Origin of the sequence: Pseudoalteromonas atlantica (assembly GCA_007988745.1) — a bacterium.
GTDB classification, from domain to species: Bacteria; Pseudomonadota; Gammaproteobacteria; order Enterobacterales; family Alteromonadaceae; genus Pseudoalteromonas; species Pseudoalteromonas atlantica.
On the sequence record BJUT01000001.1, the window covers coordinates 321,814 to 345,246 of the forward strand.

The following is a 23,433-nucleotide window of genomic DNA, read 5'->3' on the forward strand; positions in this document are numbered from 1 at the left end:
AAAAAACATAATAAAATGCTTAATTTACCGCTACAACCTCGTTATTTACTTCCGCCATTATTTTTGATGCTTTTTAGTATTGTTTTTGCTGCATTTGATTTAAATAATTTACTTGAATTTAACCGAGCGCTCATTGAAAACGGCGAAGTTTGGCGAGTGTTTACCAGTCAATTCGTACATGCTAACTGGGCGCATTTAGGATTAAACGCAGTAGGCATATTTTTAATTTGGTTACTGCATGGCGAATACACGTCGCCTGCACATTATGCCTTTAATGTGTGTTTTTTAGCACTGTGGTGTGGGCTCGGCGTATTATGGTTTTGCCCTGCTATATTTATATACACGGGGTTAAGCGCCCTATTACATGGTGTTATTATTTGGGGAGCGGTAAAAGACATTACCTTGTCGCTTAAATCGGGTTATTTATTATTTATAGGCGTGTGGATAAAAATAATAATAGAGCAAGTAAACGGCCCCGATGCCAGTATTGGCCAATTAATTGATTCAACCGTTGCCATTGATGCGCACTTAATTGGCGCGGTGGGCGGCACATTACTTAGCATACCTTTAGCAATTAAATACTTAAAAAATAGCGATTAGGCTTTTCAATATTAATAAAAACGCCGCGTTAGTTAACGCGGCGTTTTTGTTTTTATACTTTAATTTTTAAATTTAAGATTAAAGTGTTTCTTTAAATAATTTATGAATACGGCGGTATTCATCTAACCAGCTTGATGGTTGTACAAAGCCATGCGGCTCTACAGGGAAGATAGCTGTTTCAAAGTTTTGTTTTTCAAGTTCAATTAATCGCTGCACTAAACGTACTGAGTCTTGAAAAAACACGTTATCGTCAACCATAGGCGCGTTAATTAATAAGCGCTTGTTTAAGCCCTCTGCGTAATAAATTGGCGAGCTGCGCTCATACGCAATGGGATCTACATCTGGGTGATTTAAAATATTAGCCGTGTAAGCGGTGTTGTAATGCGCCCAATCGGTTACTGGACGAAGTGCTGCCCCAGATTGAAATAGCTCAGGGGCAGTAAATAACGCCATAAAGGTCATAAACCCGCCGTATGAGCCACCGTATGTGCCTACTGCGTTGGTATCAACATTTGCGTTTTGCGCCATCCATTTAACGCCATCTGCTAAATCTTGCGTTTCAGGTGTACCCATTTGGCGATAAATCGCAGTACGCCAATCGCGGCCATAACCTTTAGAAGCGCGGTAATCCATATCCATCACTATGTAACCTTCATCGGCAAGTAATGAATGAAACATAAACTCACGAAAATACACAGACCAACCCATGTGTGAGTTTTGTAAGTACCCTGCTCCGTGGTTAAAAATAACCGCTTTACGGGTTTTGCCTGTTTCACCTTCTACATAGTCACTTGGGTAATACACCTTGGCATAAATAGGTTGCTCTGTGTGGCTAGATGGCACGGCAACAATTTTAGGTGCGGTGAGCTTTTTAGCTAAAAATTCATCCGACACTGTATGGGTGAGCTGTGTCGCTGTGGTGTTTGCTTTAGCATCGGCAACAAAAAGCTCTGTTGGCATTGTTATTTTAGAGTGCTTAAGCAGTAATTTACTTTCGTCTGGGCTTAACGTGTAGTCGGTCATACCGTTAAGGTCAGTCACTTGCTCGTTTTTACCTGTTTGTGGATTAACACGGTAAATTTCGTAAAGGCCTGGGTGCTCTACGTTTGCCTTGTAATAAATAGCGCTATTATCATGAGTTAACGTAATGTCCGATACTTCAAACTGGCCACTAGTTAAAGCGGTTGCTTTGCCGTTAAGCGGTTTTTTGTAAAGCTGACTATAGCCCGACTCTTCTGATAAGTAATACAGGGTGTTTGAATTATGTAACCAGCCAAAATTGTTAAACGCGTAAGCTATCCAAGCATCATCATGCAGGCGGTGCTGCGACACAAGCTCGTTTTTATCAAAGTCGATTGTGGCTATCCAGCGGTCTTTGTTATCCCACGCCTCTAGCATAATGGCAACTTGCGTGCCGTCATCGTTCCACACTATGGGGGCTTGGTTTAAACCCCAATTAGTAATTAAGTTAATACCGCGTGGCGCTTTTTTAGATTTATACGTTTTACCATCACGCGCGTAGTTTTCTTTTTTAACCTCGGCTAAAACATCTTCATCAAAGCCCGGTAGCGTATCAAAGCTCAGTGGTGTTTGTGTTTTATCTACAAGGTTGATGTGTATCACAGATGATGTTTGCTCTTTTGCATCAGCCACACGACGGCGCACTTTTTTAGGCTCTATAGTGGCATCATCGGTGATGTAATTAGGCATAATATCGCCTTTATCACGCCACGATTGCTGCTTTTGCAGCACAACAATTAAAGCATCACCGTTTGGCGATAGTTGCGCTTCTTTAATTACATTGCCATCACCTAAATAAAAAGCGGTGTTAGCAATAGAGCTATTTTGCGCGTTTATTTGTTCATTGCGTGTTTGTGTATCCTGTTTGTTTTTATGTTGCAGCGCCACAAACTCAATCAGTTTATGCTGCTCTTTTGCTATGTAACTAATAGGCTCTTGTATCCCTTTTGGCTCATCGGCCAATTTTAAGTTAGCAAGCTCTGTACTTAGCCCTGTTTTTAAATCAACTTTAAAAAACACATTACCTTGGCGGTAAACTAAATCGCCATTGTTTAAAAACTGTGGTTTAGACTCATTAGCTGAGGTAGCAGTTATTTGTTTAAGTTCACCCGTTGTTAGGTTTTTAACAAATACATTGCCTTTAAACGTATAAGCTTGAAGTGTTCTATCTGATGAATAAACCGCTTTAGAAGCACCTACAGTATGCAGTTTATCAAGTGAAACTTGCATCGCTTTTTTGCTGTTAATTGGCTGGCTATAAATATCGTTTAGGTTACTGCCTTGCTGCTTTTGAGCATAAATAATGGTGGCTGAATCACTTGCCCAGTACGCATTTTTAGGCTGGTTGCCTATCCAATCAGGATTTGCCATGGCTTGTTCTAGCGTAATATTTTGCGAGCCAGCATCAGCAGGTGTGTTTACAACCGCAGCAACAGGAGTTGCTGGTAAAGCGCTTTGCTGTGATGAAGAGGTATTAGCGGTAGCACTACAACCTGCAAGCATAATGCTAGAGGTTACAGCAAGCGCTACTAATGTTTTTGATGACGATAGGTTAAAAATCATAGTGCTTCTATACGGTTATTATAATTGAGCCGTATTTAAGCAGAAGCACTTGAGTTATTGCAATTTTTTAAGATAAATAACGCATTTTCACGGTAAAGCTGAGTTTACTCTATTAGCAAATCGAGCCACACCAATCGGTGATCGCTCGATGCGTTTCTATCTTTTATTAATCTATATTGCTCGCTGTTTTTAGTGGGCCAAAACACCCCGCCATCGTGTATTTTGAACCCATAGGTAGAGGGTAAAACATAATCTACACGCGCTTGCCAGTTAGCGGTAAAGTGCTTTGCGTATGGCTGCGGATATTGCTCTTTAGCACCGGCGCTTTGCGGTATAAATTGCGAATTTATAAGTGGGTTATTTAAAATTTGATTGGTGGTTTCAACCCGTGCTTTATCCCCTTCAGGCGCGGCGTTTAAGTCACCTAAAATAACAAACCGAGAGTTTGCTTTTAATCCGCCTTTTTGGCCGTTATCGTCGTAAATATAGGCTTTATTAGCAACATAATCGGCAATTAACCTAACTTCGTCATGATTACGTTTGCCGTTTCTGTCTTCGTCGCCATCAAACACCGGCGGGGTTGGGTGCGAGGCAAGCACATGCACCGTTTTATTGTTTACTACAACAGGTACATCCCAAAACGATTTAGAGCTAAGCCTAAGCGCTTGCCATTCTTGCGTGTTATACCAACTCTCTTTTGTTTTTGGGTCTATTGGCATTTGCGCATTAGGCATATCTTTATATTTAAACGTTTGAAGTGTGCGCAGTTTCTCAAGGTTAATGGGGTATTTAGATAAAATAGCCATTGCGTAATGGCCTTCAAAAAAACCAAAACCTTGCGCATCGCCCATTACAGCGGTTTTTTTACCGTTGTTATCAAGGTCAAACTCAGTAGCAAGGCCTGTATTTACAGGGGCAATAAAACTGTATGGGTAATCAATGGGGGCTTGTTTATTTTGGCTTACATTTAAAAACTGGCGTTTAAAATAATCTATACCTTGCGCTTTTGGTACGTAGTCAAACTCGTTTAATAAAATAATGTCAGGGCGAACACGCTGAATTATTTCGGCTATATTTTTTATTTGCTGGTGGTTTGATTTTAGAGCATTAACTAGCGCATCGGGGTTAACTTGCTCGCCTTTTGGCGTGTGATTAGTTGCATCCATACTCACATTAAAAGTGGCAATACGAAGGCTTTGGCTGGCTGTAGCATTTAAACTAAATGAAGCGGCAATGGCTAATGCGCCATAAAGTATGTTTAGTTTCATTTTTTTACTTCAAAAAATTAAAAAATAGACTTTACCAGTATTACACAATTAATACCTATTTTTATGACAAAAAATACCGGCTTAAGCCGGTATTTAATTAGTTAATTGCAGCCTTTACTCACTTAGCATAAGTGCAGTAGCAGCTTTTAAAATGCCGGGGTACTCTTGCTCAGGTAGGTAATCGGTAAGTTGCCCAAGCTTAACGGCAAGGTTATTAATGTTATCTGCAGATACATTAATATGCCCCATTTTACGCCCAGGTTTTGCCGTTTTTCCGTACCAGTGGCTGGTTGCATCACTGACTGTTAAAACCTCGGTAGGAATACATCCTTGGCCCAGCACATTAATCATGGCGGTAAAATGCTTTAGCTCTGTATTACCTAGCGGTAAACCCGCTACAGCTCGCATGTGGTTTTCGAACTGCGAACAATGGCAGCCTTGCTGTGTCCAGTGCCCTGAGTTATGAACTCGCGGCGCAATTTCGTTCACCAGTAAAGTACCGTTTACATCAAAAAACTCAATGGCAAGTACGCCAACATAATTAAGCTCGTTGGCAATTTTTGTAAATGCACTATGGGCCTGCTGCTCAACCAGCGTGTTATTTTTACCTGCAATTGACAAAGTAAGCACGCCGTTGGTGTGCTCGTTTTCAGTAATTGGGTAAATAGCCACATTACCTTGCTTATCGCGTGCACCAATAATAGAGACTTCACGATCAAACGGGATCATTTTTTCAGCAATAATGCTGTGTGGTGCATCCTGTGTGCCAGAGGCAATAAAATCAGCCATTTCTGACCAAATTTGCTCTATTTGGTGATCTGATTTTAAACGCCACTGCCCTTTACCATCGTACCCTGCTTGGCACGTTTTAATAACCAGCGGTTTACCTAGGGTTTTAACCGCTAATTCTAAATGCGCTTTTTCTGTGATCAGTTGATACGGCGCACATGCTACGTTTGTTTTATCTAATAGCGCTTTTTCTAATGCGCGGTCGCCACCGGTTTTAATGGCAGCTTTACCTGGGTAAAATTTATTACTGTTGCAGCACAGTGTAAGTACATCATCGGGGATATGCTCAAACTCTGCGGTAATCGCATCAGCGTCACTAATTGCCTGCTCAAGTGTGGTTGTGTAAATTTCACCGGTTAGCGGATGCATTATTTTTTGGCTGCCTACATCGTACGCAACCACATTTAAATTAAGGGGGGCGCCTGCTAGGCTCATCATTCGCGCAAGTTGGCCGGCACCTAAAATTAAAATTTTCATTTTTACTCTGCAGGATTAGGGTTAGCTAAAATAGTCTCGGTTTGCTCTTTACGAAATGCTTCAATTTTTGCAAAAATTTCTGGGTTTTGGCACCCTAAAATTTGTGCAGCAAGTAAACCAGCGTTAGCAGCGCCTGGCTCACCAATTGCTAGTGTACCCACGGCTACGCCTTTTGGCATTTGGCAAATAGATAACAATGAATCTACACCGTTTAAAGCTTTAGATTTAACCGGAACACCAAGCACAGGAAGCGATGTAAATGCCGCTGCCATACCCGGTAAATGCGCAGCACCACCGGCGCCAGCAATAATCACTTTTATGCCACGATCTGCGGCTGAATTTGCATAATCTGCAAGAAGTTGAGGAGTGCGGTGCGCAGAGACCACTTTTGTTTCGTACTCAATACCAAATTTTTCGAGCATGAGCGCTGCGTGTTCCATGGTTGGCCAATCTGATTTAGAACCCATAATAATGCCAACAGTCATAAATACTCCTCAGTAATGTATTTTAAAAATAGCGGACTTATGTCCGGTTTTAGGCGGGTATTATACCCAAACCAAGTTTAATTGCGACTCACAAAAAAAAAAAAAGCCACGTTTAAACATGGCTTTTAAAGGGTTGCAGTTACAAAGTGCTTATACTTCTTTGCTTGCTAGGTATTCGCTGTAGTTGCCTCTAAAGTCAATCACCTGGCCGTCTTTTATCTCCCAAATGCGGGTAGCAACCGATGATACAAACTGGCGATCGTGCGATACAAACAATAATGTGCCTTCGTACGCTTCTAATGCAAGGTTTAACGCCTCGATAGACTCCATATCCATGTGGTTTGTTGGCTCATCCATTAACAATATATTTGGTTTATGCATCATAATTTTACCAAATAACATACGGCCTTGTTCACCACCTGAAATAACCTTTACAGACTTTTTAATATCGTTTTGCGAAAACAACATGCGTCCTAAAAAGCCACGAACCACTTGCTCGTCGTCGCCTTCTTGTTGCCATTGCTCCATCCACTCAAACAAGTTCATGTCTTTTTCAAACTCGTCAGCATGATCTTGCGCGTAGTAACCAATATTGGCATTTTCAGACCACTTAAACTCGCCAGACTTAGGTGCTAAACGCCCAGCAAGCGTATTAAGTAATGTTGTTTTACCTACACCGTTTTCACCAATAATAGCAATGCGCTCGCCTACTTCTACTAAACCTTCTAAATTTGAAAACAACGTATTGTCTTCAAAACCTTGGCTTAGGTTGGTCATTTCTAATGCATTACGAAATAGCTGTTTTTCTTGCTCAAAGCGAATAAACGGCGATTGGCGAGAAGAGGCTTTAACTTCTTCTAGCTGAATTTTATCAATACGTTTTGCGCGTGACGTTGCTTGTTTAGCCTTTGATGCGTTTGCAGAAAAGCGCGATACAAACTGTTGTAGTTCAGCAATTTGACTTTTCTTTTTCGCGTTTTCACTTAATAGGCGCTCACGTGCTTGTGTTGCTGCAAACATGTATTCATCGTAGTTACCTGGGTAAATACGAAGTTCGCCGTAATCAATATCAGCCATGTGCGTACATACTGAGTTTAAAAAGTGACGGTCATGCGAGATGATGATCATGGTGCAGTCGCGTTGATTAAGCACATCTTCCAACCATTTAATGGTGTAAATGTCCAAGTTATTGGTTGGCTCATCTAGTAGCATAATATCAGGGTCAGAAAACAGTACTTGCGCAAGTAACACACGTAGTTTGAAACCTGGTGCTATTTCAGACATAGGGCCGTAATGCTGCTCTGTCGAAATACCTACCCCTAATAAAAGCTCACCCGCTTTAGACTCAGCTGAATAGCCGTCCATTTCGGCAAACTCAGTTTCTAAATCGGCTACTTTCATGCCGTCTTCTTCACTCATCTCTGGTAATGAGTAAATGCGATCGCGCTCTTGTTTAATATCCCATAATTCTTTATGGCCCATGATCACAGTATCAATTACAGAGTATTCTTCGTAAGCAAACTGGTCTTGGTTTAGTTTAGCCACACGTTCATTTGGATCTGTACTTACGTTACCTGCAGAGGGCTCTAGTTCGCCACTTAGGATTTTCATAAATGTAGATTTACCACAGCCGTTTGCACCAATTAAACCGTAACGGTTTCCTTCGCCAAACTTTGCAGATATGTTTTCAAATAACGGTTTAGCACCAAATTGCATGGTGATGTTAGCTGTACTAATAATAGCGCTACCCTCCAAGGGGACATGATGTATTTAAATTGCGCGCAGTTTAAACTAAATACAGCTTTTTTTCTATGAAAGTTTAAGGTTGAAAGTGCGTGAACTATGCCCTATTCCACTCATTAAAGGCGTAAATTAATGCCTAACAAATAGTGCCTAAAAACGTAATTAAGCCAGTGAATGCTTATTCAACTAAAAAAATGCGCTTAGCTAAAAATAATAGCGCGATTTGTGAGCCATATCAGGGTTTAAATTTTAATTAATAAACCCGTTTAACTTAATAAGTCGATTGTTTATCGCAAAGCATTTTAAAAAACAGATAACTGGGTATATATTTATGATATAAAATGCTTTTTAGAGTTTTTGCACTAGCGTTTTATTTTTATCCAACATGAAAAAAACTCAATTTAAAACCCACTTACTTGCGCTATTTTCAGCACTATTTACGTAGTTTTTAATCAAAAAAAACCTATCCCTTAACAGATAAAAAACACCATTAACCTCCAGTGAATATTTATTCATTTTTGGCGCTAATTTCATTGATTATTTTTCACTTTTGAGCCCATTAGGGCTTTGCTAGTCTTCATGCCTTCTAAATTTAATGTCACTTTTTAAAGTTAATACACACAAGGCATCACAAATGATTAAAAACTTTGTAACCCTACTATTAGGAACAAGCATAGTAGTCGCGCCAGCTGCTTCAGCAGTAGAGCTCTATAAGGATGAAAAGAACACTATTAAAGTAGGTGGTTACCTTGATGTGCGCGTTATTAATACGCAAAACCAAACCGAAGTGGTAAATGGTACATCGCGTATAAACTTTGGCTTTACTCGCCAACTTAAAAAAGACTGGTCGGCACTAGCGCTTGTTGAATGGGGTGTAAACCCTGTTGGTAGTAGCGACATTATTTACAATAACCGCTTTGAATCTATTCAAGATGAGTTTTTATATAACCGTTTAGGTTATGCTGGCCTTTCGCACGAAAAGTACGGGCAAATTACCATTGGTAAACAATGGGGTGCGTGGTACGACGTAGTTTATGGCACCAATAACAGCTTTGTATGGGATGGTAATGCTGCGGGTGTTTACACATACAATAAAGACGACGGTGCAGTAAATGGTACTGGCCGTGGTGATAAACTAATTCAATACCGTAATAGCTACAACGACTTTAGCTTTGCAGTTCAAGCGCAACTTAAAAACAGCGAATTTTATACCTGTGATGTTAATGACATTTCTGAAGAAGCGTGTGAAGCCCTGTGGAATACTGGCGACAGCGCAGCTCAAGAAGTAGAATTTAACTACACCTTTGGTGGGTCTGTAACTTATAACGCAACCGACATGCTAACGTTAACAGCAGGCGTAAACCGTGGTGAATTTGATGTAACGTATGGCGATGGCACAACACAAACAGTTGAAGACTTAATTTTTGGTGCGGGTGTAATGTGGGGCAGCATTGAAAAACCAGGTTTATACATTGCCGCTAACATAAATAAAAGTGAAAACCACGATACCGATAACCTAGGGCGCTTAATTAAGGACTCTATTGGTGTAGAAACCTTTATGTCGTACCGTTTTGATAACGATGTGCGCCCTTTTGTGGCTTATAACATTTTAGATGCCGGTGACGATTACGTTATTCAACCTAACTTTAATACCGATCCTAATGATGTATTCAAACGTCAATTTGCTGTGATTGGTGTTCATTACTTAATTGACGAAAACACCATTGCCTACGCTGAAGCCCGGAAAGACTTTAGCGATTTTGAAAGTGATGACAAAGACCAGCAATCACAAATGGAAGCGTCAGAAGACGACGGGATTGCATTTGGTTTTAGATACAAGTTTTAATTTCCCACCATAACAACACACAAAGCCCAGCTATATGCTGGGCTTTTTTATTTTAAACGTTAAATGATGAAAAAATTTAAATGTTTGAATGCGTTAACAATCGCTATTATTTGTTATAACACTTTATAAAAGCTGTGTGCGCTGCGTATTAATAATGCCTGTAAACATGCTTACAAATTCACCCGAAAATTAATGGAGAGAAAATGAGTTCACTCAAAACCGCCGGTAATTTTACTCTACTATGCATTGCCAGCTTAACCATAATGGTTGGCACCCTATTAGCGCCGGGTTTAGTTACCATTGCTGATGGCCTAGGCATACAAAGCAACAGCGTATTATTAATTACTTTACCTTCTTTAGGTGCGGTGGTGTTTGCCCCACTAGCCGGAAGATTAATAGACAAGTACGGCGCATACCCTTTACTTATAATAGGTTTATTTTTATACGGATTAGTGGGTGCATGTGCTTACTTTTTACATGGCCCAACCTTAGTATTTATTAATCGTTTTGCATTAGGTGGTATTACAGCAATAGTGATGGCAAGTTGCACCGTATTAATTTCAACGTGGTACAGCGGCGAAGCCCGACTGAATATGATTGCCAAACAAGGCATGGCGATAGAGCTAGGTGGCGTTATATTTTTATTTTTAGGCGGTGTTTTAGCGTCAATGTATTGGGGATTACCCCTTGCTTTGTATTTAATTGCTTGGGTATTTTTAGCTATGTTGCTCATGTTTGTACCCCGGAAGCAGCAATTAAACGCCCAAAACACAGAGCAAACTCAACAAATAAAAAAGAGCCATTCAAATGCATTAACGCTTAAAGGGGTGTATATAGTATCAACCCTAGCTATGACCATATTTTTTACCTCTACCGTGCTTTTACCTATTACCTTGCACGCACTAAATTTTAATGAGTCTGAAATAGGCCAACTATTGGCTTTTATATCGTTAATTGCGGTATTTACAGCAGGATTTATGCCTAAAGCAACTAAACGCCTTAGTGAGAAAAATGTATTAGCAATCGCATTTTTTGCTTTTGGTTTATCATACCTTTGCTTTATACAATCAAGTACATTGATATTAGTATTAGGCGCGCTATTAATTGGTATTGGCTTTGGTTTTAGCATTCCACTTTTAAACCACATGACCGTAGAGCTAAGCCCAGAAAATGTTCGCGGACGTAACTTATCGTATTTCACAATGGCGGTGTTCTCCGGTCAGTTTTTTACCTCGTTTATGGAGTACATACCTGGGGGTGAACATAACGTATTTATAATATGCAGTATTTTAAGCGCCGTTGTAGCTATCGCCCTTCTTGTAAAACCTAAAGCGCACTAAGCAGCAATCAATAACCGGTAAAATTATTAAATTAAGTAGCCAATTGTCCCCTATTTATTGGGTACTTTTATTCCTCCTCACTCTTTAGCTAAGTTAGGCACTTAATAACAACTTAGTATGATGTGTTCTTTTACTGTAAAGCCACCAGCGAATTTGTATTAATTGCGTTAAGAGTATATAAAGACGGTGAAAATATATTTAAATTACAAAGTAATTAAACAGATTATCGCTGATCACAAATGCGTAAGGCTGGTTAAAAGCAATAACAGTGAGTTTGGTATATGTCCATATGTACTGATGGCATTCTAACTCAAGAGTACAATGCTGTATATAAATACAGTTCAATTTATTTTTTGTGCAAAAATAAATTGAAACAACTTCCCTCTGTAACTCGTTAATAACATTAAACTAAGTGAAGTGCTATCCAGCTAATTCGTTATCATAAATAGATAAAACACCGATAGCTGTATATGCATACAGCTATCGTTTGAGCCTATCTACCGATTTTTAATAAACGTATTATAACCAGCTAATCCCTTTGATACACTCAGTGTTGGATTATCTGAATGTTCAGCACCTTCGTTTATAGCGCTTTGCCACACAAGGTTGTTATTAGGGTTTGCTATTAAAGCAGACTCTAAATTATCAAACGCTTTTAACATTAACGGATGTTCTGCTCCACCCACAGAAAGGTATAAATAAGTAGGCGACTTAATTTTATTTGCTTGAGTAGTTAAAAATGCTTCTACATTATTAACCACTGTCATATCGTCATACCAAGCCGCTGGGCTAAAAGCAAAGTAGCCATTAAACAGTTCAGGTTTTGTATGCAATGTATAAAGCACAAAGCTGCCACCTGCCGAAAAACCACTTAATACACGGTTATTACTAAGCTTATATTTTACCGATAAATACGGAAGTAACTCAGTTTCAATAAACGCTAAAAACTTGTCAGCTTCACCATTTGGCTCTATAAGTGTTTCATTTTCTGGGCGCGCTTGTGTATTTACATCTTGGCGAGCATAAGGAGGCACTAAATCGCGATTACGTGTATCTGTAAAAAACAAATTAGGAATAGACACCAATATAGCCTTATCCCCTTTTTCGCTCTTAGCTTGTTTTGTAAGTGCTTTTTCCCATGTATCTAAATTAAAGTTACCATCGGTTTTAATAATTAACGAATACGCTCTTTTAGGATCGTAATTAACGGGTAATCTTATAAACACTTTGCGCGACTCATTAAGCACGCTTGAGTTAATTGTTACGTCGGTATAGTGCGATACATAATGGTTGTAATAGCGTATGGCTAAAATACCGATAGCAAAAATGACTACGGCGAAACTTAAATTAATAAAATAGTGTTTTGTTATTTTTATTGCCATGCGTCATTCCTTTAGATGTTTAGGAGTTATTTAATCGAGCTTAACCCACTGCTTAACTTCAAGTGCAGTCATAATCAGCTCTACAGAAAAAGCGGCCAGTATCATCCCCATCACACGCGTTAAAATAGACGCCCCGCCAATACCAATTAGCTTTATAATTTTGCCCGACAGCAACAACAAAATTAAGGTTACACCTAACACTGCCAGTGTAATTAACGCTGTGCCTATTTGGGTTGAAATTGGATGAATGTGATTATCGGTAAGTAATATAACGGCTAAAATAGCCCCTGGTGTGGCAGTAGCCGGTATAGCAAGCGGAAACACTGCAATATCGTGCCCTGGGTCTTGTTTTGCTTTATTAGAATCATTGCCAAATATCATTTGTAAGCCAAACAAAAATAAAATTATCCCGCCCCCTAACTGAAACGATACCAGCCGTATACCCATCGCATTTAAAATAAGCTGCCCTATTAAAATAGAGCCAAGTAACACAGCGCCTGCATATAGCACAGTTTTAAACGCAGTTTTACGACGTTGTTGATCAGTTAAATGAGAAGTGAGCGCAGCAAAAAGCGCCATAGTCCCTATTGGGTCAATAGTGGCCCAAATAACGAGGGCATCTTGAGATAGTTTTTCTAGCATATAAAATCCTTGTTAAGCGAACACGTTTTAAAAACTCGGGTAACAAATTCATTTGCTTACGCTTAACTATAAGCCAAATTGGCTATTTTTTATATTGCATTTGTTCCTCTTATGATGAAATTTACTAACGTGTATAATGCAAATGCAGCACTAATACATGACTAATGCAGTACTAAACATGTTTATACCAAATAGAATGCTCACCCAAGCTAAAGCCTAATTTAACTAGTAAGTTATGCGAACGCGCATTATGTGCACTTACCTGCGCCGCTAAGTAGTTTAGCGGTATAGCCTGTTTAAGTGTTTTAACAAAGCCGGTTATTACCTCAAACATAATGCCCTTATCCCAATACATAGGATCAAGCTCAAATCCAATAAACGCCCTACTTTTACAAGGCGATAAATTATAAAGCCCGCAGGTGCCCATAAGTTTGCCATTTATATTATGTTCAATAGCCACTCTTATCACTTCGCCTTCGTAATAGGCGGTAATATCGTCTTGTATTAATTGCTTAATTTGGCATTTACTTAAGGGGGTTTGATAGTCGTTAAATTCGCTCACTTGCGGGTGATTCAAAATAGAAAATAACTGCGGGGCATGCTTATGAGTAATTAAACGCAATGTAACGCGTTCAAGCTGAGTTGTTTTAAACATTTTATACAGGAGTTAAAATAGCGCTTTATGGTTAAGCATTATTAACTTACCATAGCGTATTCACAAGCATTATCTTTATAGCCAATATTGAGAGCAATAATGAGCGACGATTTTAAAGTAATTCAACCTACCACAACCGTATACTGCCCTAAACGTGGTGAGGGCTGGACCCTAACAGGCATTACTAATATAAACGAGTTTACCTCGGTAATGTTTGACGGCACACGTTATACACTCCCCGCACGCGAAATAGTAGAAGAGCTGTTACCAAACCAACTAGCCCGAGAGCAAAATAATAGCTAGCGCCCGTGTATAAACCGTAGTGGCTGCCACTGTGCAGCCAACTATATATAGAGTAACGAAGGATTAAAATGTATCGTCTTCACTGTATACATTTACTTTTAACTCGTCTTCATCTTCAAAAACAACAAACGAAATAGGCTTACAACATACTTGGCAGTCTTCTATGTATTGCTCGCCAATATCTGCCGCGTCTAATAATACTTCTATGCTTTCGCCGCAATACGGGCAACTTATCGATTTTTCGGTTAACTGGTTCATTTAACACCTGCTACTTTTATCTCAATGCTTTCACTTTAATAAACACACTCTGATAATACAACATTGTGCTACAGAGGTTGCCCAATGTACGTATGGCCTTAATTAAAAACCATTACGTATATTACTTTTTCAGCTATTCACGTTAGCCTACTAAAAACAATGAAATAGTAATAACACTTAGCAGGTCTAGTTATAAAGAATATGTATTTAAACTCATACTAGAGGTAGATTATTATATGAAAAAATCACTTACGCTTGCATTAACATCTGCCGCAATTTTGTTTAGCACCTTTTCACATGCAGCTAAAACCGAAAAAGCAGTTTTAGCCGGTGGATGTTTTTGGTGTATGGAAAGCGACTTTGAAAAGCTCAAAGGCGTAAAAGATGTTATATCGGGTTTTACCGGCGGTAAAATTAAAAACCCGACCTACAATGGTAACCATCAAGGCCATTATGAAGCAGTACAAATTACTTACGACCCTGATGTAGTAAGCTACAAAGGCATACTTGATCATTTTTGGGTAAATATTGATCCCTTTGATGCCAAAGGCCAATTTTGCGATAAAGGCCCAAGTTATTTAAGCGCCATATTTGTCGCTAACGAGCAAGAACGCAAAATAGCAGAGCAAACCAAACAAGCCGTAATAGCAGAATTCCCAAATCAAACAGTGGTCACGCCAATACTTAATGCCAGCACTTTTTACCCAATTAAAGGTAAAGAAAGCTACCATCAGGATTATTATAAAAATAACCCCATACGCTACAATACCTACCGCTGGCGCTGCGGACGCGATAACCGCCTAGAAGAAATTTGGGGCGATAGAGTCACACATTAAAAATCTATAGTTAAACGCTTGATGGGTTTACACAAACCCATCTAACCTATTCTTTCAAATTATCATGATCTGAAAGTTTATATTGTTTAGGTATAAAAACCATTACAGTAACTGCTAGTGCTAAAAGAAATACAAATCTTAATACTGAAGATGGAATAATAGTTTCTAAAATATTCACTAAAATTATCAGAGGAATTACAGCAATAATACCAATCAGCTTATGCCTTTGGGTAAACTCATGGAGCGCCCCGCATTCAGTACACCTATATTTTGTAGACATACGAGCAACAACAAACCAAGCTAATGATATATTCTTTTGGCAATTCAGACATTTTGGTAACATACAAAATCCTTTTAAAAGTTTTAGCGTTTAAGTAACAGCTAACAGCTAACAGCTAACAGCTAACAGCTAACAGCTAACAGCTAACAGCTAACAGCTAACAGCTAACAGCTAACAGCTAATTCTATTCATTTCGCCGCTAATTATAAACATTATTTTGATACTGTTTCCTAAAACAGCTTATTTATCTAACTTTATAAATATAATAAATTGCACTCCTAGATTGATAAAACCTAATTCAACAACTGGAGTTACACATTATGTCTGCCACCCAATTACAACTTGCTCGTGCTCTAGCGTTACCTTCAAGAGAGGCCATGTTAAATCGTGAGCACTCAGTACAGCATTTTTGGTACAACAACGACCAACTACTTACACAAGCCTGGAAAGAGTGGGAAGAAACCGAAGTAGATACAACCACCTTTACCCTTGACGATTCATTACTAGATAAAAACTTACGTGAAGCCGTTAATGCTGCATGGCAAGATCCATCAAAAGAGCATTTAGTAAAATCACTACTAGAAGAAGTAGCGACTGATGTGTATCAGTTTCAATTTTTTGATCCTGAGCGCCTAGCTGTTTTACGTGGTTACCTTGAAAAAGTATGGAATGCTAACATTCCTATGCGTCCACCGTACGGTATTGTATTAAACCGCCGCGGCGCCATGCTCGACAAACGCTCAGAGGGCTATTTAGCTGCTCCTAGTTTTCAGGCATTTTATAACCAAGTATTAAATACATACATGCGCCCTATTTCACGTTTATTGTTTCCTGAGATCATAGGTTACGATACGCAAACGTTTGGTTTTTCTATTTATTACGACCCAAGTACAGATGCGTCTATTCGTCCGCATACCGATGCATCATCAGTAACATTAAATATTAATTTAAACTTACCTGGGGAAGAATTTAGCGGATCAGAGCTTGATTTTTACGACCAAGTAAACGCAAAAGTTGTACAACTTAGCTTTAAACCAGGCACCGCCATGATCCACAAAGGCAATGTGCCACACGCGGCAAAACCTATAACCAGTGGCGACAGAACAAACCTAGTGTTATGGCTTTTTGGCGATAATGGCCGTATACCAGCACCGGGTTCAAAACGTACAGATATTGATGCAAAAGAGCGTTGGACTACGCCAAAAACAACGCCAGACGGCTACGCACCTTTTTAAACGGTGCCAAGTTTAACCTTTTGTGCCTAATACTTGCCCATTAAATGTATTTAATAATACTTTAATGGGCTATTTACTTGTTACATAACCACTTAGTTACTATCTTTTTAGTATGCCAAGTTAATTTAAACAGCCTAATGAAGTTAAACTTTTTTATAATAACTACACTGCTTGTATCCTCTTTTGCCTGTGCATCGCCTACTAAACAAAAATTAGTTGTAGGTTTTGGCGAAACCCTACCGCCTTTTGTAATGTCACATACCAACAGCGGGCTAACCCTCGATATTATTAAAGCCGCATTAACGCCTTTAGGCTATGAAATAGAGCCACGCTATTACCCCTATACGCGCCGCGCTAAAGGGTATGCAAAAGGCAGAATAGATATTTTAGCCGACATAAACTTAAACACCGCTAACGGAAACCAACTCAAAGGGTATATTTCTGATGAGGCCTATGTATACGAAAACGTAGCGATAACCCTAAAAAGCAAACAGTTTAACTTTACTAAAATTGCAGATTTAACATATTACAGCTTAATTTCGTGGCCCAGCGCCGCCATACACTTAGGCGAAGAATATGCAAAAATGGCAAAAGCCAATACGCAATATTACGAAGTGCACGACCAATCTCTTCAAGTTAAAATGCTTTTTTCAAATAAGGTAGATGTAATTCAAATGGATAAACAAAGTTTTGATTACTATCGCTCAACCCTTAAAGATATTGATACAACACAATCTGTAGATCGCTTTGCGCTGTTTGGCAAAAGCCCAAATGGCTATTTATTTAAATCAAAAAGACTACGTGATGACTTTAATATTCAACTACAAAAACTTAAAAATTCAGGTCAGTACCACAAAATTTTTGAAAAATACAAGCACGCCAAATAAAAAAAGGTCGCTTTAACTAAGCGACCTTTTTACGTTTACAGCGCAAAATACCAATTAAAACTTATAAGAGGCAGAAAATTTAACGTTACGCGGTGTACCAGGTTGTACCCAAGCATCGGCAAACGAGTTTGTGTAATACGTTTCATCAAACAGGTTATTTACCTCAGCCGTAACACCAATTGCGTCTGTAACATCGTAATTTACAAATACACGCGCGGTTGTATAACTGGGTAGTTTAAAGTCGGTACCAAAATAGCCATTGCGTTCGTCTACAAATAATAGCCCGCCACCAAATTTAATTGCATTGCCATATAACTCGCCCGATTTAACAAGCTGCAAGCTAAGTTGATGCTCTGGTACATTTAAAAGTGACTCGCCCGCCTCTACTGTGTAGCCAAAGTTAGCATCAAAAAATGAGTTTTCTATTTGGGCATCTACATACGCATACGACGCCCAAATTTCTAAACTATCGCTAAGCTCACCCGTTAGGTCTATTTCTATTCCCTTACTTTGCGCTTCACCAATGGCGGCATAAGTAAACGCTGTTGGGTCATCTACTACTAGCATGTTGTCTTGATCTACTTTAAATACGGCAACGGTACCAAATAACGCGCCATCGTTAAGGGTAAATTTTACACCTAGCTCAGCAGAGGTAGATTGGTTTGGCTCAAAACCATCGCCATTGGTATCAGTGCCTGTAAGCGGGCGAAAGTTTTCGCCGTAGGCTGCATAAACAGATACATAATCACCGGCTTCATACACCACACCAAACTGCGGGCTCACGCGTGACTGCGTTTGTTTTGTATTAGTGCCTGCTAAACGGTTATTTAAGCGCTGCTCGTAATCATCAAAACGAGCACCAATACGAATATCTAACTTATCGGTTACGCTTATTTGGTCTTGAATAAATACCCCTACAGACTCTTGAATCTCTACGCGGTCGGTATTAGATGTAGGCGTTGGTAATTCATACGCGCCGTATACAGGGTTAAATACATTAATGTATTGATCGCCCCGTACACGTAAAATAAATTGATCGTTTTCAAATTTATCAGCGTCAACACCCATAATTAAACGGTGCTCAAAACCGCCAAGCTCAAGGCTGCCGCTTAGCTCTGCACGCAATACATGGTATTGAGCATCAAAATCGCGGTAGCGCCTAAAGCGGTTTACTTCGCCATTAACTACGCCGCCAAAACCGGTTTCGGTTGCAAAGCCTTCCATAGAGGTATCACGGTAGTTTGCACCAAATAAAATGCTCCAGTTATCATCAAAGTCATGAATGTACTCTAACTGATGCCCTAGTACATCGGCTTCGATTGGGCCATCGCCCGGCTCACCTAAAAAACGGCTTTGTGGTATAAGCCCAAGCTCGCCATCTATGGCTAATACGCCTCTATCAAACGGCACTTCTTGGTCGCTGTATTCAAGCTCGTAAACAAATTGGCTGCTGTCGTTAATATTCCACACTATTGACGGGCTAAAGCCGTGTTTAGTGGTTTCTATGGTGTCTCTAAAGCTCTCGGCGTCTTCGTAAAAACCAACCAGTCTAATTGCAACGTCGTCGTTAAGCGCTGTGGTGTAATCAACATCGGCGCGGTAAGTATCAAAACTCGCTACCGAGAGCTTAATTTCACCTTGCGTATCAAACGTTGGGCGTTTAGTAACTAGGTTTACTGTACCACCTGGCTCACCACGGCCAAATAAAGCCGCACGCGGGCCTTTTAAAACCTCAACCGACTCAATACCCGACAAATCACGCGAGCCACCAAAACCGCGCCCAGCATTAAAGCCATTTACTAAATAGTTACTCGGTAGGTTTTCATCGCCTACAAAGCCACGTAACGAAAAACTATTCCACAGCCCACCAAAGTTGTTTTGGCGTGCAACAGAGGCCGATAAATCAAGCGCTTGGTCTAGGCTTACTGCACCTGCATTTTCAAGGGCTTCTAAATCAATTTTAAGCTCTGATTGTGGAGTTTCTAGTTGGCTAAAGTTACCTTGGTAAGCTTGGCGCGTAGCAACCACAGAAAGCCTCTCAATATTTGTGTTAGCACTGTGTGTTTGCTGGTTTTGCCCAGCAGCCAAAGCATGGCTGCTAAATAAGCTTACTAGGCACGCACTTAAATAGGTGAGCTTAAGCCCTGTTGTGTTGGTTTTCATTGTGAACCTTGTTAGTAATATAAGTATTTTATAATTATGGTGTTGTTACTAGGTGCGCTAAACAACGGCGGTTAGCGCGCCTAGTAAGGATTACTTTGCTATAGCCTCAAAGCGTGGCATGTTATTGAGAACTGATTTAGGCGGGTTACCCTTATAAAATAACCAAGGGTAATAAAACTCACGTAATTGCTGATGATAATCACGAATTTGCTGCTCGTATGCATACGCCGCTACTGAGTCGGTTTGGGCGGCTCGCGTTAAGCTGCGCTGCAATAACAGCGGTGGCGAAAACCACGACACAACGCCTGCTAAGTCATATTTTTTAGCGGCTGCGTCTCGGTATGCTTTAGAGAGCGACGCTGCTTTTAAATCGCCCATTTGCTGAAATGCGTAATACCATTTCCACTCAAACTCACTGCTCATAGCAATGTATGGCGCAAGTGCTGGGTACTCTTTAATAAAAGGCTGCATAGTGGCAGATTTTGGTAAATCCCAGGCATCATTTACCGCCTCACGCTGAGTAAGCATAATGTCGCCACCCTTAGGCGAATGCACCGACTTGTTTATAGCAAGGTCGCCTAAAATAGGAATAATAAAAGCAAATAATACCCATAAGCCAATTAGGCCAGAGGCAACGCGCGGGGCACTAGTCGCGTTTTTGCCCCACCACACACTCAGCGCAGTCCAAAATGCAAGGTATGCAATACAAAGTAGCGATACATACGCAATTTCAAACGCGCTTGCACCAGCTATAAATGCACCTATAAAAAATGGCAGCATTAAACACACTATTACAGCTAAAAACCTTACCGTTATACGTGCGCCCCACAAAGCAAAGTACGATTTAGCCGTAGTAACCAGTAAGTCGTGCCTGCCGCTAGTGCGCTCATTTGCAAATAAGTCATGAAACAGCAAAATAATAACCAGTGGCGCTAAGGCGCTAATTACAAATACAAAATCAATTTTACCGGCTTGTGCCAGCTCGGCATTTTGCGCATCGCTTTCGTAAATTTGCCCCTCTATGGCCAATAAATTAATACGGTGTTTCCACGGGAATATATCGCGTTCCCCTAATGCTGCAAAAGCAAGGTTAGATGGCTGAGAATACGTTAAATGAAAACTATAATAAGCCAACATGCCCGGATCGTCTTGCTTTTGCTGCACTTTAGCGCGATCGCTTTGATCTGCAGCTTTTAAACGCTCTATTGTTTGCTGCTGCGCGCTTACTTCGCTAAGCCCGCTATATATTGCAAAGCCCGATAAAACAAAGCTACATAACAGCAATACCACAAGGTACTTTTGACGCAGTAAAAAGCCCCATTCTCGTGTAAGTTGTGTAATTAAATAACTCATATAAAACGTTTTCCTACCAATTTAATACCGCCTACAAGTACTACAATCCACAGTATTAACTGTAAAAAAGCAGGTACACTTCTTTGCGCGCGAACATCAGCGCTATCTACATCAAAGGTAAAGTTTTGCAGTATTTGCCAGTTCTCTGATCCTACGCGCGCTTTTTTAGTAGCCTCGGTATTGGCGTTACGGTTCATATCAACTTGGTAATCAAGCTTTTCAATGTGTACTTTGTTAAGCCCTTGCACAAAATCAAAGCGCAGCTGTTCGGTTTCGCGTAAAAAGCGATGATGGGTTTCTATGCTTGTGCCCACTACAATCATCGACAGCGAGCGAATAGCCACCATAGGCGATACCCAACCAAAGTAACGCGATACCTGCGTTTGTTTAAGTTCACTTTGCATGCGCTGCTCGGCAAACTGGTTTAACACCTTAGTTTGTTTGGACTCTGATTCACTGGCCACTAACCCTCTAAAGTTTACTGGCAGCTCATCAATGCTGTTTACGTTGTATTTTTTAAGTAGAGATTGTTTAAATTGCTTAAAGGCGGGATCGTTGGTGTTATGGCCATCACCTAGTTTTCTAAGCTCAGCTTTTACTGCAAAGTCGGTTTCTATTTTACCGGCCGATGGCACAGCCGTAGAGGCACTGGTACTTGCTACTCGCGGCATAACAATGCACAGTAAAATCCACACAAACGCAAGCGCTGTAAAGCTACCACTATTTTTACTAAACACGCTCGATGCTAATAAAACAACTAACACCCACACGCTTAAATACAATGCATAGCCCACAATAAAACTAACAACTGCTAAAAGGCTCTCACCCGCGCTAAGCGTAAATAACGCCGACACCGCTAATGGCGCAATAATTAATCCAACAACACACAAAAGCGCCAGCCCTTTACCCGCAATAAGCGTGCTGCCCTTGGTGCCTTGCGCCAATAAATACGACAGCGTTTGCGATTCGCGCTCACGGCTAATAGAGCTGTAACCAATTAAAATAAGCAGTAACGGCGCTAATGTTTGCACTATAAAAGCTGGCGTTAAGCTGCCAAGTTTTGTTAAAGCTGTGCCTTGGCGCTGCTCGGCAAACATTGCACTATTTTGCCTATGCCCTTCTAAAAATATTGAGTTACCTGTGTAGGCATCAATCCCCGGATCTAGGGTGCTCAGAGGGGTTGGTGTTCTAAAAGCGTAATGCCCGTAATGCACCATTCTGTGTGGGTGGCGATCGGGTTGCTCAGCAAAGCTTTGATCGGCATTACTTTGTAATTCATTACGAGTGTGGCTAAGTTCGTGCATTGTAATGGCAGTCACCACCACAGATGAAAGCGTAAGTAATAAACCTATGGCTAAAACGGTCATCGCCAGTTTAGAGCGAAGCCAATAGCGCCACTCATCTTTGGCAACTATCACCATCTTTGAAAAATTATTTTTGCTCATTACGCGCCTCTTTGTGCAAACGCAGCATGAACTTGCTCGGTATCAATTCGGCCGTTTTCTGGCGCGTCAAATTCGCCCACCAGCTCGCCCGCTCTTAATAAACCAATTCGGTTTGCAACTTGGCATGCGCCGTATACATCGTGCGTTACCATTAAAATAGTGGCGCCGGTTAATGCAAGCTCACGCACTAACTGGTTAAATTCATCAATAGCAACAGGGTCAAGGCCCGATGTAGGCTCATCGAGTAAAAATATCGGGGCTTGGCGTAAAATAGCCAGTGCAATCGCAGTTTTTTGCCTCATGCCTTTAGAATACGTTTGCATAGGACGCTCCCATGCAGCTTGTTGTAGCGCTACACGGTTAAACGCAGCATTAATTTGCTCATCGGTTTTTTTAATATCAGCAAGCGATAAAAAATACGCCACGTTTTCGCGGGCAGTTAAATGCGGATATAACGTTGCTGACTCTGGCAAATATGCTGTTTTGCCGCGTACAAAATCAAGTGCGTGTGTTACCTCTTTGCCAGCTACTTTTACAGAGCCTTGAGTGGGTTTATTAAACCCAAGCAAAGTTTTTAACGTGGTTGATTTACCCGCGCCGTTACCGCCAAGTAACGCGTAAATTTCGCCTGAGCCTACGCTAAAGTTTAAGTTTTTTAAAATAGCGTTGTTTTTAATGCTAAAACTTAACGAGTCAACTTCAATAATGGCTTCGCTTTTAACTGTTTGAGTAGCGGCTTGAGTTGTATTTAGGGCTTCATTACGTGTTTGTTCCACACGTGGAGATTCTTTCGGTGATGTTTGATTAACAGCTGTAGGTGTACTCACATTCAAACTCTATTAGGGGAAATTAGAATGTGATGA

Annotated in this window: 21 protein-coding genes; 7 read left to right on the top strand and 14 right to left on the bottom strand. The window is 40.3% G+C overall.

What is annotated here, in order from left to right; genetic code table 11:
• The first annotated feature begins 15 nt into the window (after positions 1-15).
• Positions 16-600 carry a rhombosortase gene (gene rrtA / locus PAT01_RS01410; protein ID WP_154944465.1) on the top strand — a complete coding sequence of 195 codons (585 nt, stop codon included), beginning with the start codon at positions 16-18 and terminating at the stop codon, positions 598-600.
• A 78-nt stretch (positions 601-678) separates the two neighbouring features.
• On the opposite strand, the gene PAT01_RS01415 is transcribed toward rrtA, so the two are convergent.
• The 5 genes from PAT01_RS01415 to PAT01_RS01435 all read right to left on the bottom strand — a co-directional run bounded on the left by PAT01_RS01415 (position 679) and on the right by PAT01_RS01435 (position 7,942).
• The gene (locus tag PAT01_RS01415; protein ID WP_154944467.1) at positions 679-3,183 is read right to left on the bottom strand and encodes a S9 family peptidase; all 2,505 of its coding nucleotides are present in this window, start codon (positions 3,181-3,183) and stop codon (positions 679-681) included.
• A gap of 104 nt (positions 3,184-3,287) precedes the next feature.
• Positions 3,288-4,451, bottom strand: coding sequence for an endonuclease/exonuclease/phosphatase family protein (locus PAT01_RS01420; RefSeq protein ID WP_154944469.1), 1,164 nt, complete (start codon positions 4,449-4,451; stop codon positions 3,288-3,290).
• A 114-nt stretch (positions 4,452-4,565) separates the two neighbouring features.
• Positions 4,566-5,717, bottom strand: a complete 1,152-nt coding sequence (locus PAT01_RS01425) for a 5-(carboxyamino)imidazole ribonucleotide synthase (protein ID WP_154944471.1) — start codon at positions 5,715-5,717, stop codon at positions 4,566-4,568.
• 2 nt (positions 5,718-5,719) lie between these two features.
• Positions 5,720-6,202 (bottom strand): 5-(carboxyamino)imidazole ribonucleotide mutase, encoded by a 483-nt coding sequence (gene purE, locus PAT01_RS01430; protein WP_024033606.1) that lies wholly within the window; start codon positions 6,200-6,202, stop codon positions 5,720-5,722.
• Positions 6,203-6,352: 150 nt separating this feature from the next.
• Entirely contained in the window at positions 6,353-7,942 is a 1,590-nt protein-coding gene (locus PAT01_RS01435; protein WP_083901794.1) for an ABC-F family ATPase, read from the bottom strand.
• Between the two features lie 637 nt (positions 7,943-8,579).
• On the opposite strand from PAT01_RS01435, the gene PAT01_RS01440 reads away from it, so the two are divergent.
• Together PAT01_RS01440 and PAT01_RS01445 are read left to right on the top strand one after the other, a co-directional pair.
• Positions 8,580-9,791: a porin gene (locus PAT01_RS01440; protein WP_154944473.1), complete on the top strand. Its 1,212-nt coding sequence runs from the start codon at positions 8,580-8,582 to the stop codon at positions 9,789-9,791.
• Positions 9,792-9,994: 203 nt separating this feature from the next.
• Entirely contained in the window at positions 9,995-11,131 is a 1,137-nt protein-coding gene (locus PAT01_RS01445; RefSeq protein ID WP_154944475.1) for an MFS transporter, read from the top strand.
• 497 nt (positions 11,132-11,628) lie between these two features.
• On the opposite strand, the gene PAT01_RS01450 is transcribed toward PAT01_RS01445, so the two are convergent.
• From PAT01_RS01450 to PAT01_RS01460, 3 genes are all read right to left on the bottom strand, one after another.
• Positions 11,629-12,513 carry an alpha/beta hydrolase gene (locus PAT01_RS01450; RefSeq protein ID WP_154944477.1) on the bottom strand — a complete coding sequence of 295 codons (885 nt, stop codon included), beginning with the start codon at positions 12,511-12,513 and terminating at the stop codon, positions 11,629-11,631.
• A gap of 30 nt (positions 12,514-12,543) precedes the next feature.
• Positions 12,544-13,155 (bottom strand): MarC family protein, encoded by a 612-nt coding sequence (locus PAT01_RS01455; RefSeq protein WP_154944479.1) that lies wholly within the window; start codon positions 13,153-13,155, stop codon positions 12,544-12,546.
• A 172-nt stretch (positions 13,156-13,327) separates the two neighbouring features.
• On the bottom strand, positions 13,328-13,810 hold the full coding sequence (locus tag PAT01_RS01460) for a GNAT family N-acetyltransferase (RefSeq protein ID WP_029774379.1): 483 nt from the start codon (positions 13,808-13,810) through the stop codon (positions 13,328-13,330).
• Between the two features lie 99 nt (positions 13,811-13,909).
• Between PAT01_RS01460 and PAT01_RS01465 the strand changes: the two genes are divergently transcribed.
• The gene (locus PAT01_RS01465) at positions 13,910-14,113 is read left to right on the top strand and encodes a hypothetical protein (protein ID WP_004586614.1); all 204 of its coding nucleotides are present in this window, start codon (positions 13,910-13,912) and stop codon (positions 14,111-14,113) included.
• Between the two features lie 63 nt (positions 14,114-14,176).
• Here the strand turns inward: PAT01_RS01465 and PAT01_RS01470 are convergent, their stop codons facing one another.
• A complete protein-coding gene (locus tag PAT01_RS01470; RefSeq protein WP_004586615.1) occupies positions 14,177-14,371 on the bottom strand; it encodes a CPXCG motif-containing cysteine-rich protein in 195 nt (64 codons plus the stop codon).
• Positions 14,372-14,607: 236 nt separating this feature from the next.
• Between PAT01_RS01470 and msrA the strand changes: the two genes are divergently transcribed.
• Entirely contained in the window at positions 14,608-15,207 is a 600-nt protein-coding gene (gene msrA, locus PAT01_RS01475; RefSeq protein ID WP_054982523.1) for a peptide-methionine (S)-S-oxide reductase MsrA, read from the top strand.
• A 46-nt stretch (positions 15,208-15,253) separates the two neighbouring features.
• Here msrA and PAT01_RS01480 read toward each other — a convergent pair whose 3' ends face one another.
• Complete coding sequence (locus PAT01_RS01480; protein WP_154944481.1) at positions 15,254-15,550, bottom strand: hypothetical protein; 297 nt, start codon at positions 15,548-15,550, stop codon at positions 15,254-15,256.
• Positions 15,551-15,807: 257 nt separating this feature from the next.
• Between PAT01_RS01480 and PAT01_RS01485 the strand changes: the two genes are divergently transcribed.
• Both PAT01_RS01485 and PAT01_RS01490 read left to right on the top strand, forming a co-directional pair.
• Entirely contained in the window at positions 15,808-16,722 is a 915-nt protein-coding gene (locus PAT01_RS01485; RefSeq protein ID WP_096041732.1) for a 2OG-Fe(II) oxygenase family protein, read from the top strand.
• Positions 16,723-16,859: 137 nt separating this feature from the next.
• Positions 16,860-17,609, top strand: coding sequence for a substrate-binding periplasmic protein (locus tag PAT01_RS01490; protein ID WP_318299726.1), 750 nt, complete (start codon positions 16,860-16,862; stop codon positions 17,607-17,609).
• 54 nt (positions 17,610-17,663) lie between these two features.
• Here PAT01_RS01490 and PAT01_RS01495 read toward each other — a convergent pair whose 3' ends face one another.
• From PAT01_RS01495 to PAT01_RS01510, 4 genes are all read right to left on the bottom strand, one after another.
• Positions 17,664-19,772 carry a TonB-dependent siderophore receptor gene (locus PAT01_RS01495; RefSeq protein ID WP_154944485.1) on the bottom strand — a complete coding sequence of 703 codons (2,109 nt, stop codon included), beginning with the start codon at positions 19,770-19,772 and terminating at the stop codon, positions 17,664-17,666.
• 90 nt (positions 19,773-19,862) lie between these two features.
• Entirely contained in the window at positions 19,863-21,125 is a 1,263-nt protein-coding gene (locus tag PAT01_RS01500) for a DUF3526 domain-containing protein (protein WP_154944487.1), read from the bottom strand.
• Entirely contained in the window at positions 21,122-22,570 is a 1,449-nt protein-coding gene (locus PAT01_RS01505; protein ID WP_154944489.1) for an ABC transporter permease, read from the bottom strand. The genes PAT01_RS01500 and PAT01_RS01505 overlap by 4 nt, the downstream gene beginning before the upstream one ends.
• Positions 22,570-23,397 (bottom strand): ABC transporter ATP-binding protein, encoded by an 828-nt coding sequence (locus PAT01_RS01510; RefSeq protein ID WP_171036120.1) that lies wholly within the window; start codon positions 23,395-23,397, stop codon positions 22,570-22,572. The genes PAT01_RS01505 and PAT01_RS01510 overlap by 1 nt, the downstream gene beginning before the upstream one ends.
• Positions 23,398-23,433: the final 36 nt, after the last annotated feature.

What these genes read in the sequence shown, in the direction of transcription:
- rrtA (WP_154944465.1), top strand. Translation starts at nt 16, where the DNA reads ATGCTTAATTTACCGCTACAACCTCGTTATTTACTTCCGCCATTATTT.
- PAT01_RS01415 (WP_154944467.1), bottom strand. Translation starts at nt 3,183, where the DNA reads ATGATTTTTAACCTATCGTCATCAAAAACATTAGTAGCGCTTGCTGTA.
- PAT01_RS01420 (WP_154944469.1), bottom strand. Translation starts at nt 4,451, where the DNA reads ATGAAACTAAACATACTTTATGGCGCATTAGCCATTGCCGCTTCATTT.
- PAT01_RS01425 (WP_154944471.1), bottom strand. Translation starts at nt 5,717, where the DNA reads ATGAAAATTTTAATTTTAGGTGCCGGCCAACTTGCGCGAATGATGAGC.
- purE (WP_024033606.1), bottom strand. Translation starts at nt 6,202, where the DNA reads ATGACTGTTGGCATTATTATGGGTTCTAAATCAGATTGGCCAACCATG.
- PAT01_RS01440 (WP_154944473.1), top strand. Translation starts at nt 8,580, where the DNA reads ATGATTAAAAACTTTGTAACCCTACTATTAGGAACAAGCATAGTAGTC.
- PAT01_RS01445 (WP_154944475.1), top strand. Translation starts at nt 9,995, where the DNA reads ATGAGTTCACTCAAAACCGCCGGTAATTTTACTCTACTATGCATTGCC.
- PAT01_RS01450 (WP_154944477.1), bottom strand. Translation starts at nt 12,513, where the DNA reads ATGGCAATAAAAATAACAAAACACTATTTTATTAATTTAAGTTTCGCC.
- PAT01_RS01455 (WP_154944479.1), bottom strand. Translation starts at nt 13,155, where the DNA reads ATGCTAGAAAAACTATCTCAAGATGCCCTCGTTATTTGGGCCACTATT.
- PAT01_RS01460 (WP_029774379.1), bottom strand. Translation starts at nt 13,810, where the DNA reads ATGTTTAAAACAACTCAGCTTGAACGCGTTACATTGCGTTTAATTACT.
- PAT01_RS01465 (WP_004586614.1), top strand. Translation starts at nt 13,910, where the DNA reads ATGAGCGACGATTTTAAAGTAATTCAACCTACCACAACCGTATACTGC.
- PAT01_RS01470 (WP_004586615.1), bottom strand. Translation starts at nt 14,371, where the DNA reads ATGAACCAGTTAACCGAAAAATCGATAAGTTGCCCGTATTGCGGCGAA.
- msrA (WP_054982523.1), top strand. Translation starts at nt 14,608, where the DNA reads ATGAAAAAATCACTTACGCTTGCATTAACATCTGCCGCAATTTTGTTT.
- PAT01_RS01480 (WP_154944481.1), bottom strand. Translation starts at nt 15,550, where the DNA reads ATGTTACCAAAATGTCTGAATTGCCAAAAGAATATATCATTAGCTTGG.
- PAT01_RS01485 (WP_096041732.1), top strand. Translation starts at nt 15,808, where the DNA reads ATGTCTGCCACCCAATTACAACTTGCTCGTGCTCTAGCGTTACCTTCA.
- PAT01_RS01490 (WP_318299726.1), top strand. Translation starts at nt 16,860, where the DNA reads ATGAAGTTAAACTTTTTTATAATAACTACACTGCTTGTATCCTCTTTT.
- PAT01_RS01495 (WP_154944485.1), bottom strand. Translation starts at nt 19,772, where the DNA reads ATGAAAACCAACACAACAGGGCTTAAGCTCACCTATTTAAGTGCGTGC.
- PAT01_RS01500 (WP_154944487.1), bottom strand. Translation starts at nt 21,125, where the DNA reads ATGAGTTATTTAATTACACAACTTACACGAGAATGGGGCTTTTTACTG.
- PAT01_RS01505 (WP_154944489.1), bottom strand. Translation starts at nt 22,570, where the DNA reads ATGAGCAAAAATAATTTTTCAAAGATGGTGATAGTTGCCAAAGATGAG.